This window comes from Amycolatopsis sp. NPDC114505 (assembly GCF_055633615.1).
On the sequence record NZ_JBVKDV010000002.1, the window covers coordinates 1,830,155 to 1,841,318 of the forward strand.

9 protein-coding genes are annotated in these 11,164 nt (G+C 72.3%); 6 read left to right on the top strand and 3 right to left on the bottom strand.

Features of this window, described 5'->3' with window-relative positions:
* Window positions 1-51: 51 nt before the first annotated feature.
* Window positions 52-1,434, bottom strand: a complete 1,383-nt coding sequence (gene pdxR / locus ACZ7OU_RS26490; protein WP_470257161.1) for a MocR-like pyridoxine biosynthesis transcription factor PdxR — start codon at window positions 1,432-1,434, stop codon at window positions 52-54.
* 320 nt (window positions 1,435-1,754) lie between these two features.
* Here pdxR and ACZ7OU_RS26495 point away from each other — a divergent pair, with 320 nt between their 5' ends.
* The 6 genes from ACZ7OU_RS26495 (at window position 1,755) to ACZ7OU_RS26520 (ending at window position 6,750) form a co-directional block, all read left to right on the top strand.
* Window positions 1,755-1,958, top strand: a complete 204-nt coding sequence (locus ACZ7OU_RS26495; RefSeq protein ID WP_470237390.1) for a hypothetical protein — start codon at window positions 1,755-1,757, stop codon at window positions 1,956-1,958.
* Between the two features lie 134 nt (window positions 1,959-2,092).
* Window positions 2,093-2,611 (top strand): hypothetical protein, encoded by a 519-nt coding sequence (locus tag ACZ7OU_RS26500; RefSeq protein ID WP_470237389.1) that lies wholly within the window; start codon window positions 2,093-2,095, stop codon window positions 2,609-2,611.
* Window positions 2,612-2,631: 20 nt separating this feature from the next.
* Window positions 2,632-3,561: a GNAT family N-acetyltransferase gene (locus ACZ7OU_RS26505; RefSeq protein ID WP_470257162.1), complete on the top strand. Its 930-nt coding sequence runs from the start codon at window positions 2,632-2,634 to the stop codon at window positions 3,559-3,561.
* 90 nt (window positions 3,562-3,651) lie between these two features.
* Complete coding sequence (locus tag ACZ7OU_RS26510; RefSeq protein WP_470257163.1) at window positions 3,652-5,091, top strand: FAD-dependent oxidoreductase; 1,440 nt, start codon at window positions 3,652-3,654, stop codon at window positions 5,089-5,091.
* Complete coding sequence (locus ACZ7OU_RS26515) at window positions 5,088-6,122, top strand: hypothetical protein (protein ID WP_470257164.1); 1,035 nt, start codon at window positions 5,088-5,090, stop codon at window positions 6,120-6,122. Before ACZ7OU_RS26510 ends, ACZ7OU_RS26515 begins: the two co-directional genes overlap by 4 nt.
* 28 nt (window positions 6,123-6,150) lie before the next feature.
* Entirely contained in the window at window positions 6,151-6,750 is a 600-nt protein-coding gene (locus tag ACZ7OU_RS26520; RefSeq protein ID WP_470237385.1) for a TetR/AcrR family transcriptional regulator, read from the top strand.
* On the opposite strand, the gene ACZ7OU_RS26525 is transcribed toward ACZ7OU_RS26520, so the two are convergent.
* Together ACZ7OU_RS26525 and ACZ7OU_RS26530 are read right to left on the bottom strand one after the other, a co-directional pair.
* On the bottom strand, window positions 6,751-9,045 hold the full coding sequence (locus ACZ7OU_RS26525) for a hydantoinase B/oxoprolinase family protein (RefSeq protein ID WP_470257165.1): 2,295 nt from the start codon (window positions 9,043-9,045) through the stop codon (window positions 6,751-6,753).
* The gene (locus ACZ7OU_RS26530) at window positions 9,042-11,138 is read right to left on the bottom strand and encodes a hydantoinase/oxoprolinase family protein (protein ID WP_470257166.1); all 2,097 of its coding nucleotides are present in this window, start codon (window positions 11,136-11,138) and stop codon (window positions 9,042-9,044) included. The genes ACZ7OU_RS26525 and ACZ7OU_RS26530 overlap by 4 nt, the downstream gene beginning before the upstream one ends.
* Between the last annotated feature and the right edge of the window lie 26 nt (window positions 11,139-11,164).

The following is an 11,164-nucleotide window of genomic DNA, read 5'->3' on the forward strand; positions in this document are numbered from 1 at the left end:
CGCGGCGCGGATCCCCACTGGGCGCGGGAAGCCGGCCGGGGCCGCGCAGCGTCACCAAGGCTCGATCGCAGCCCCGCGCAATACCTCGGCCAGCGCATCCAACGCCGGGTGCCAAGCGTGCTGCGGTGGCGTCCCATACCCGATGATCAGCCCCGCCTTCGCCCTCTCCGCGCCGTGCCAATACCCCGCCGCGTGCAGGCCCGCGAGCTGGAGGCCGGCCGCCAACCCCGCCTCGACGAGCCGGCGCTCCTCCGACGCCGACGCCAACGGCAAGAGCGCGTGCAACCCGGCCGGGACGCCATCCAGAGGTACCTCCGTCAACGACGCCAACCGGCCGGCCAGCTCGGTGCGTCGCCGACGGTAGATCTGCCGGGCTCGGCGGACGTGCCGGTCGTAGTCGCCGCGGTCGAGGAGGTCGGCCAGGGCCAGCTGGCCCGGCACACCCACCGTCGCGCCCGTTGCCGCCAGTGCGTCCAAGACCGGGATGCGCAACCGGGGCGGCAGGATCAGCCAGCCGAGACGCAGCCCGGGCGCCAGCGCCTTGCTCGTGCTGCCCGCGAAGACCACCCGGTCGGGGTCCAGGGCCTGCAGCGCGCCGACCGTGTGCCGGTCGTAGCGGAACTCGCCGTCGTAGTCGTCCTCGATGACGTACCCGTCGCTTTCGCGCGCCCACGTGACGAACCCGGCACGCGCCTCGCGGCCCAGCACCACCCCGCGCGGGTGCTGGTGGGCGGGGGTCAGCAGCACCGCGCCGGCCCGCTCGGGGATGTCCGCCGGGTCGGCGCCGGCCGGGCCGACGCGCAACGGTGCCGTCGCCAGCCCGGCGCCGTGGATCAGCCGCCGGTGGTGCGCCAGCCCGGGGTCCTCCGTGGCGATCGCCTTCGCCCCCGGCAGCGCCCGGGCCAGCACCGCGAGGCCGTGGGTGAAGCCGCTCGTGATCACCACGGCCCCGGCTTCGGCACGCACGCCGCGCGCCCGGGAGACGTACGTCGCGACCGCCTCGCGCAGCGCCCGCGTGCCCGCCGGGTCGCCGTAGTCCATGCTCGCGGTGCCCGCCGCGGCCAGTGACCGCTTGACCGCGGCCGCCCACCGGCCGTGCGGGAACAGGCTCAGGTCCGGGCGGCCGGGGCGCAGGTCGATGACCCCGCGCACCGGGGCGTCGCGCGGGCCGCCGGCGGCCGGAAGCGTGACGTCGGCGACCCGCGTGCCCGACCCGGTCGCGCTGACCAGCCACCCCTCGGCGACCAGCTGGGCGTACGCCGCGACGACGGTGCCGCGGGCGATCCCGAGGTCGTCGGCGAGGCCGCGGGTGCCGGGCAGGCGGGTCCCGGCCGGCAGCCGGCCCGTCGTCACCGCCTCGCGCAACGCCGATTCGATCGCCCGCGCCCGCGGTTCGCCGACGTCGAGGTGCAGGTCGATGCCCAGCTTGTCCACGGGGTCCATTCTGCGGTACCCGGCCCTCCGCGGTGCGCGGTACCGGAAAGAAACCGCTTTCCCCTCCGATGTGGACTGTCCGGAAAGGACTCCCGGAGGTGCGCGGCCCCCCGGGGACGGGTCTCGTGCACATTCCGCGAGGGAGTGGTGTACGCTGAGTGGTGTCCGAGAGCATTTCGAGCGCGAGTGATCAAAAGTCCGCGCCGTCCTCGGCCCCCATCCGGCTGGTCTTCACAGCCTGATCACGTACTCGTGTCAAACCCGAAGCACGCCACACCACGTGGCGCCCACGAAAGGATCACCCGATCACTTCTTCCACAGTGGACAGTTCGCTGTTCAGCCACCCCGTCGCCGAAGAACCCCGCTCCGACGCGTTCACCGCGCCCCAGGACGACCGGTACGGGAATCTCTTCCGGCAGCCGGTGTACACCCCGGCGGCGCCCTCCGACGACGCGCCCGAACCCGCCCCGCGCCAGCGCGGCCGGGCGGCCCACGACCCGTCCGGACGCCGCGGCCGCCACTGAGGCCGGCCGCCGGGCTGTTGCGTCCTCCGCACCGGTCCGGACCATCCCCTAAGGACACCCCTAGGGTTGCGCGGAAGCGCCGGACGGCGGAGGTACGATCTGCCGGTTCCCAGCTCCTCCGAAGGGTTTGTCCGTTGACCGAATCGACAGTGCAGCGGGTCAAGTCGATCCGCATCGTCAACGGCTTGCGCCATCCGCTGCTGGCGGTCGTGGCCCGGTATCCGGCGGAGTTCCTGGTCCGGCCGGGTGGTGAGCTCGAGATCCGCGAGACGGCTCCGCGCGGCGGATACGTCGAGCTCACGGTCGACAGCGAGGAACGCACGGGCCTGCGGATCGACACGGGCGAGTCCGGCAAGATGGAGGTCTTCCTCGACGGGGAGCCGCAGCCGCTGCCGTCCCTCGTCCTCGACGGCGGTCCCCGCCAGGCGACCTGGCCGGACCTCGAGGCGTCCTTCGGCAGCCTGCAGGTGTTCGACACCCGGACGGGTCCCCGCACGGTCCGGCTCGAAGAGAAGAACGGCACCACCACGCTCGTCGGCGCCGGTCGCGAGCCGATCCGGTTCGCGGGCGTCGGGGTCAACGGCTACCCGCCCGAGCTGATCATCGAGTCCGACGGGCTGCGCATCCGCGGCTCGCACGGTTCCGCTCGCTGAGAGCGCATTAGCCTGGGGTCATGAGCGAACTGCCGGTTCGGACCGAGCGGCTGGTCGTGCGGCGGTTCGCCGCGGGGGACGTGGCCGCGTTCGCCGCCTACCGCTCCGATCCCGAGGTGGCCCGCTACCAGGGGTGGGACGCGCCGGTGCCGGAAAAGGCCGCCCGGCGGCTCGTCACCGAGTTCGCGGCCGCCCGACAGGGCACGCCCGGGTGGTTCCAGTACGCCGTCGAGTGCGACGGCGTCCTGGTCGGTGACGTCGGGATCTGCCTCGACGGCAACCGGATGCAAGCCGAGGTGGGCTTCACGATCGCCCGGGCGCACCAGGGCAACGGCTACGCGGCCGAGGCCGTGCGGTGCGTCCTGGACCGGGTGTTCGCCGCCGGCGTGCGCCGGGTGTCCGCGGAGTGCGACGCGCGGAACACGGCGTCGGCGCGGCTGCTGGAGCGGCTGGGGTTCGGCCTGGAGGGCCATCGCCGCCGGCACACCTGGCTCAAGGGGGAGTGGACCGACGACCTCCTGTTCGGCCTGCTGGCGGAGCACCGGCCGGCCACCGCGCCGGCGATCTTCGCCTGCCGGCCCAACCTCCTGGTCAACGACCTCGCCGCGACGCTCGACTTCTACGCCGGCTCGCTGGGGTTCCGGATCGGCTGGCGCTGGTCCGACCGGCAGGCCCGGTTCCTGACCGACGACGAGCCGCACGAGCCGGGAACGGCACTGGTCGGGCGCGACGCCGTCCAGCTCATGCTGACCCAGGTCGCCGGCCCGCACTCGACCCGCCTGCACCTCGACGTCCATTCGGCAGGGCAGGTCGACCGGCTGTTCCGGGAGTGGCGCGGGCGTGGGGTGGACATCGCCGAGCCGCCGTTCGTCCGGCCGTGGGGGATGTACGAGATGCGCCTGCTCGATCCGGACGGCACCGTGCTCCGGGTGAGCTCGCCCGCTCCCTAGTCAGCGCCCGATCGGAGCCTTGACACTCGCGCCCGCTCATTCATACATTCGTCGTCACTTTGTATGATTCGACGTGGGGAGTTGATCCGCATGCGGCTCGGCAAGACCGCCGTCGTCCTCGGGGGCAGCGCCGCCGGCCTGTGTTCCGCCGGTGCGCTCGCCCGGTACTTCGACCAGGTTGTCGTGCTGGAACGCGACGAGCTCCCCGCCGAGGCCGAGCACCGGCGGGGCGTTCCGCAGAGCAAGCACCCGCACTTCCTCCTCAACTCGGGCCGCCGCGCGATCGGGGCGCTGTTCGACGGCTTCGAGGACGACCTCATCGCCGCCGGCGGGCTGCACCTGATGCCGTCCATGGACGCCGCCTACCTCGACGGCGAAGGCTGGTCGGCCCGCAAGCGCAGCGCGATGACGATGATCTACAGCTCGCGGATCCTCATCGAGCGCGTCCTGCGCGACAAGGTGCGCGAGCTGCCGAACGTCCTCATCCGCGAAGGCACCGCCGTCACCGGCCTGACCACGCGGGACGGCGCGATCACCGGCGTCGACACCGACGGCGGGCACATCGAGGCCGACCTCGTCGTGGACGCGATGGGCCGCGGCTCGTCCGTCGGCAGCTGGCTGGTGGCGGCGGGCTGGCCCGAGCCCGAGGTCAAGACGCTCGACGCCAAGGTCACCTACACCTCGCGCTGGTACGACCTCCCCGCGTCGCGGCCCGCGACCTGGTGGTGGCAGCACCTGGTGATCATGCCGACGCCGGACAAGGGCGAGCACCCCGACGAACACGACTACCTGGTCAACTTCTTCCCGGTCGAGGGCAACCGGGTCATCGCCTGCATGGGTTCGTGGGGCCTGGAGATGCCGCGCACGACCGACGCGTTCGTCGAGACGGCCCGCCGCGTCCGGACGCCGATGTTCGCGGCCGCGATGGACCACTGCGAACCCACCTCGGAAGTCCACCTGACCCGCTCGACCGGCAACAAGTGGCGCCGCTACGACCGCCTGCGCACCCCGCCGGAGCGGCTGGTCTTCGTCGGCGACGCGATCTGCGCGTTCAACCCGTTCTACGCCCAGGGCATCAGCTCCGCGGCCGGCTCGGCCCTGCTGCTGCGCGACCACCTCGCTCGCGCGAAGCGGCTCGACGCGCGGTTCTCCGCGAAGTTCCTTGCCGCGCAACGCAAGCTGCTCGCCGTGCCGTGGAGCCTGGCGATGGCCCGCGATCAGGGCTACGAGTGCGCGGAAGGCACCGAGAAGCCTCGCGAGTGGAAACGCCGGCTCCTCGCGGCCGTCTCCGCGCCCGCGTTCAGCCTCATCGTCGGGGCCGCCCGGGAGGACGAGGTCGTCGACGAGCACTTCGCCAAGGTGTTCAACCTCGACGAGTCGCTGGGCGACATGCTGCGCAACCCCCGGGTCATCGCGGGGATCGTGCGCTACCGCGTCCGCGCGGCGCTCGGCCGGCACCGGGTGCCCTTCGGGTTCGACGCCCAGGCCGAACCGCCCGCCACGGACTATTCGACGGCGACCGCGCGATGAGCGTGGCGTGCGGGCCGGAGGCCGACGCCCTCACCCGCGGGCTCGGCTTCGACTGCCACGACGTCGCCCCGGTCGTCTCGGTGCGCTTCCCCTGGACGCTCGCGCACTGGACCATGCCGCTGCTCGAACTGCTCATCGTCGGCGGGGCCGTCTTCGCGCTGGTGCACGCCGTGAAGCGGTACCGCGCGGGCGATCCGGTCAACCTGGCGCTGTGGTGGGCGTCGCTGGTCTACCTCTTCGTCACCGAGCCGCCGCTGTACTTCCCGGAGTGGTTCGGGCTCGACCGCGTCTACGGGTTCATCTTCGCCCACAACCAGTTCACGGTGCAGTTCATGGCGGATCGGCTGCCGCTCTACATCGTGGCGTTCTACCCGGCGTTCAGCCAGCTCGCCTACGAGGTCGTGCGGTCGCTCGGGATCTTCCGGGGGAGGGGCCCGTTCGCCGGTTCGGTGGCCGTCGCCTTCGTCTGCCAGGTGTTCTACGAGGTCTTCGACCAGCTCGGCCCGCGGCTGACGTGGTGGGCGTGGAACCCGGGCAACCGGATCGTCAACCACCCGGCGCTGGCGTCGGTGCCGATGACGAGCATGCTGCTGTTCGCGTCCGTCTCGTTCGGGGCGCTGACCTACCTGGTGGTGCGGCTCGCGCACGGTCCGCGCCGCGGGTGGTCGCTGACCTGGCGGACGCTGGTCGCCGGGGTGCTCACCCCGCCGGCGATGGCGGTCGCCGGCATCCCGTCGAGCCTCTTCGACGGCCACACCGCCGTCCAAGCGTGGATCCTCGGCGTCGAACTGGCCCTGGTCTGGGTGGCGGGCGCGTGGATCATCGGGACGAACCGGGCGGACCGGCCGCCGCCGTCGGCCTTCGCGCGGATCTACCCCGCCGTCTACTTGGGGGCGCTGGCGGTGTTCTGGCTCGCCGCGGACGGCGACGGCCCGCCCGGGAGCGTGCCTTACACGCTCGCCTGCTTCGCCGCGGCCGGCCTGGTGCTCGTCGCGCTGTACCGCAAGGCGCGGGCACCTGCTCCGGTCTGAGCCGGCCCGGTCGGGGAAGATGGGGCGCATGGGGCACCACGGATGGCGGGGCAACCCGCCCGGCACGGAAGACGAGGCCCGCCGCCGGATCGTCGACGCGGCGACGGCGTGCCTCGACCGGGCCGGGCTCGCGAAGACCAGCCTGTCCGACGTCGCCGCCGAGGCCGGGGTGACGCGGCAGACCGTCTACCGCTACTTCCCGAGCCTGAACGACATCCTGCGCGCGGTCGCCCTGGCCGGCGTCGAGGAGTTCGCCGGGCGGATGGAACGCCACCTCGCCACGTTCGGCAGCGCCACCGAAGTCGCCGTGGAGTCGGTGGTGTTCGCGGCCCGGACGCTGCCCGGCGAACCGCACCTGGGCCTGCTCCTGCAGGCGGGCGAAGCCGACTTCTTCACGGTCGGCGTCATTTCGCCGCTGGCTTTCTCCTACGGCGCGAGGATTCTCCGCAACGTCCCGGTGGACTGGGCCGCCGTCGGCGTCACCACCGACGACGACCTCCAGGGCCTCGCGGAGCTCCTGATGCGCCTGTTCCTGTCCTTCCTGCAGTACCCCTCGACCCCGCCGCTCACCGACGACGGGATCCGGGCCCTCGTCCGGCGGTGGATCGGACCCGCCCTACGCGGGTGATCACCCGACGAGGTGACCGAGGGCCCGCAGGGAGTTCGGGTGGTCCACCGGGACGACGCCCGAGTACACCGCCGTCCAGCAGGACGGGCAGCAGTACTGCCGGAACACCACCGACGCGTCCACGTAGTCGGCCGCCGTCGCGATGATCTGGGGGCCCGCCTCCGTGGGCGGTCCCTCGTACACCGCCACCGCCGGTTCGCCGTCCGCTGTGCGGAGGTGCTCGCCGCAGTGGCCGCAGGCCAGGCCGCCGTCCGCGGGCTCGACCAGGTTGTCGTCGAGCCGGCGGGCGCCGGACAGGCTCGTCTTGCCGAGGGACGGCCCTGACAACGCCGAGCGTGAGTGCCGTGCTGAACGCTGCCGCGCACGTTCGGCTTCGGTCGCGGCCGCGTCCACCACGCCGTCGTGGACGACGACGCCGTAGACGTCGGTGGCCGCCGACGGGGTGATCTTGGCTTCACGCAGGTCGCGCGCCACGGCGGCGGGGTCGCGCAGCAACGGGTCGCCGTAGCCGCCGCCACCCTGCCACGTCATCGCGAACACCTCGCCGGGTGCGAGGTAGCTCGACGCGTAGTTCTGCCCCGGCTCCAGCGCGTCGCCGAGCTCGTCCATAGTGGACGGAATCCGGCCGGACGCCAGCAGGGAAGCGACCGGGCTCTGCCTCGCCACGACGTCCAGTCCGCTGTTGCCCGGGTGCCCGCCGGCGAGCCCGCCGTTCTGCGCGATCGCCTTGCCCGCCGACGCCAGCACGAGTCCCATCGGGATGCTGGTGCCGTGCGGGGTCATCGCGATCGACGCGCCGAGCCCGCCGCGGTGCCGTCCCGGCCCGCCGGAGTCGGGGACCTCGCGCCGCCACAACGTCAGTACGGGGTAGAGGAACTCCGTCATCTCGACGTCGGGAACGCGGCCCATCGGGATGCAGAACAGGCCGCCGGTGTCGATGCCGTCGGCGTCCGGGCGCGCGCCGTAGCCGCCGGCCATCGGTTCCATGATGATGCTGAGGAACGGCGCGGGCGCCTCGCCGCGTTCGTCGAGGCCGGCGATCACCGCGGTGTCCCAGGTGCCGCAGCACGTCGCCTGGACGCTCTTGCCGAGCTCGAGGTCCCGGTCGAGCATCTGCGCGAGACACTCGGCGATGAGGTTGCCGGTGAGCCAGGCCGGGCCGATCGGGCCGCGGCCGACCGCCGCCGGGAACGTCGCGTTGTTGAGCGTCCCTTCCTCGGTCACGAGGTCGAAGCAGCGCATCAGCCCGCCCGCCGACCACGGGATGTCGCCGGCCAGGATCGGCAGCAGCGCGAGCATCACACCGCCGCGCATGCCGGCGTACGTGCAGTTGATGACGCCGGCCTGCGGGTCGGTGCCGGTGAAGTCGAACGTGAGGTGGTCGCCGGTCTTGGTGGTCTTGACCGTGATCTTGTGCAGGCCGCGGTCGCCCTCGTGCGACTGGTCCTGGTAGCCGGTCGCCGACCAGGAGCCGTCGGGCAACGCGGAAAGCTTGTCCCGCAACCGGCTTTCGGCGTCGGACATCATCCGCTTCATGACGGCCTTGACGGTGTCGGGGCCGTACTGCTCGATCAGCGCGTGCAGGCGTTCGGCGCCGACGTTGTTCGCGCCGATCTTCGCGCGCAGGTCGAGCCCGACGAGCATCGGCACGCGCGAGCGGCGCACCCACAGGTCGGCGACGTCGCGCTGCAGCCGCCCGTCGCGGACGACCTTCACCGGCGGCGTCGGCAGGGACTCGGAGAAGACGTCCTCGGCGGCGGGGGAGAAGGAGCCGAGCCCGACGCCGCCGAGGTCCGGCTGGTGGGCGATGGCGCTGGTCCAGGCGAACAGCTTGCCGTCGTGGAACACCGGCTGGTAGACGATGACGTCGTTCTGGTGCAGCCCGCCGCCGACCCAGGGGTCGTTGCACAGGAACATGTCGCCGGCTTCGATGCCCGGGTTCGCGGCGCGGTTGCGCAGCGTCCAGTAGATGGCGAGGTCGACCGCGCCGACGAGCATCGTGTTGTAGAGGCCGACCTGCACCTCCTGGCCGAGCTCGTCGGAGATGGCGAAGTCGAAGTCGTTGGCGTCGGTGACGATCGGCGAGCCGGACATGCGCTTGAGCGCCTCGCCCATCTCGTCGGTGACCGACCACAGCCGGTGCCGGATGACCTCGTAGGTCAGCGGGTCGAGGGCGTCGACCTGGTCCTGGGTGACACTGTGGACGTCCAAAGAGGACGGCAGCGAGCGCCGCAGCTCGCCGAGGTCGACGGGACGGCTGGAGAACTGCTCCGAACCCGGGATGGGCATGCTCATGCGGCGCTCCTGATCGTGAGGTTGCCGAGGTGGTCGACGGTTCCGGTGGAGCCGGCGGGGACCACGACCGTCGTCGTCGGGACCTCGACGATGGCCGGGCCGGTCAGCACGTGGCCGCTGCGCAGCTCGCGGTAGTCGTAGACGGCGGTGTCGACGTAGCCCGAGGCGGCGTCGAGGCACACGGGCCGGGTGCCGGCCGGCGCGGCGGCCGAGTCCGCGGCCGGCACGTCGGGCAGCCGCGGGCTGAACGGCAGGACGCCGACCCCGCGGACCCGGAACGTGATGGCCTGGATCCCGGCTTCGCGGAACCCGGCGTCCTTGCCGTACAGCGTGGCGTACCGCTCTTCGAACCCGGTGGCGGCTTCCTCGATCGCCGCCATGTCCAGCGGTCCCTCGACGACGGGAGTCGTGACCTCGGCCAGCTGCATCGAGTACCGCATGTCGATTTCCCGGTACAGCTCGACCTTTTCGAACTTCAGGCCCTGCCGGTCGAGCCCTTCGCGGACGCGCTGTTCCAGCCGGTCGAAGTTGCGTTCGGCGCGCCGCGGGTCGAAGGGGACGTTCAGCGGGTCGGACAGTTCGGCCGCCAGCACGATGTCCGACGACGCGAGCCCGAACGCCGAGAACGCCGACGCGACCGGCCCGAGCGGGACGACGACTTCGGTGCACCCGACTTCAGCCGCGTAGCCCGCGCAGTGCGCCGGGCCGGCGCCGCCGAACGCGTAGAGCACGAACCCGCGCGGGTCGTGCCCGGCTTCGACGACGGTCTTGCGCAGCAGGTCGCCGGTCTGCGCGTTCTGCACGGTGTAGATCGCGGCCGCGGCCTCCTCGACGGTGAGGCCGAGCGGCTTGGCGATGTGTGTGTCGATCGCTTCGCGCGCCAGCTCGAGCGAGAGCGGCTTGCGGCCGCCGAGCAGCCCGCGCTCGGGCAGGATGCCGAGCACCAGGTTGGCGTCGGTGTTGGTCGGCTCGGTGCCGCCGTTGCCGTAGCACGCGGGACCGGGCACGGCCTGGGCGCTGTGCGGGCCGATCCGCAGGTTGCCGCCGGCGTCGAGCCAGGCGATCGCGCCGCCGCCGGAGCCGATCGCGTCGACCCGCAGCGTGGGGACGTTGATCGGGTGGTGGTTGATGACGGTCGTGGTGTCGCGCACCGGTTCGCCATCGACCACCAGGCCGGCCAGGAACGTCGTGCCGCCGACGTCGGTCGAGATGATGTTCCGGTGGCCGAGCTGGCGGCCCAGTGCGACCGAGCCGATCACGCCGCCGGTGAGGACGGACCCGACGGTGCTGATCGCCGCGGCCGGCGCCTCCTGGGCGGCCACCGCGCCGCCGTTGCTCTGCATCACCAGCAGCGGTCCGGAAAGCCGGTTCTCGCGCAGCGTGTCTTCGAGCGTGGTGAGGTAGTCGCGCAGGCCGGGGCCGATCTGCGTGCTCATGATCGTGGTGGCGTTGCGGGCGAACTCGCGGATGCGCGGGCTCACTTCGGACGACAGGGCGACGAAGACGTCCGGGTCCGCTTCGCGGATCAGTTCGCGGATCCGCTGTTCGTGCGCCGGGTTGCGGAACGACCACAGCAGCGAGACGGCGATCGCGCGGACGCCGGTGGCCAGCAGCTCGCGGATCTTCGCGCGGGTTTCGTCCTCGTCGAGCCGGACGACGACCGCGCCGTCGCGGTCGATCCGCTCGGTCACTTCGAGCGCGAGCCGCTTCGGCAGCAGGCCGTGGTCCTTCTTCTGCCGCAGCACGTTCTGCAGCTCGTGCGGCGAGCGCCCGAGGTAGCGGCCCTCGACGTTCATGATGAAGATCGAGTCGCGGTGGCCCTTCGTGGTGAGGAAGCCGACCGGCGGCACGTTCCCGGTCACCAGCGCGTTGAGCGACGACGTCGTCCCGTGGGCGATGTGGTGGGTGTCGGCCAGCATCTCCGGCAGCGACCGGCCGAGCTGCTCGGCCAGCAGCCCGAGCACGTCGAGCACGCCCTGCGAGTAGTCGGGCGGGGTCGAGGGGGACTTCGCGGCGAGCACGGTCCCGGCGTCGTCGTCGAGAACGGCGTCGGTGAACGTGCCGCCCACGTCCACGCCGATGACATAGGCCATGACTCACGCTCCTTTGCGCGGAGAAG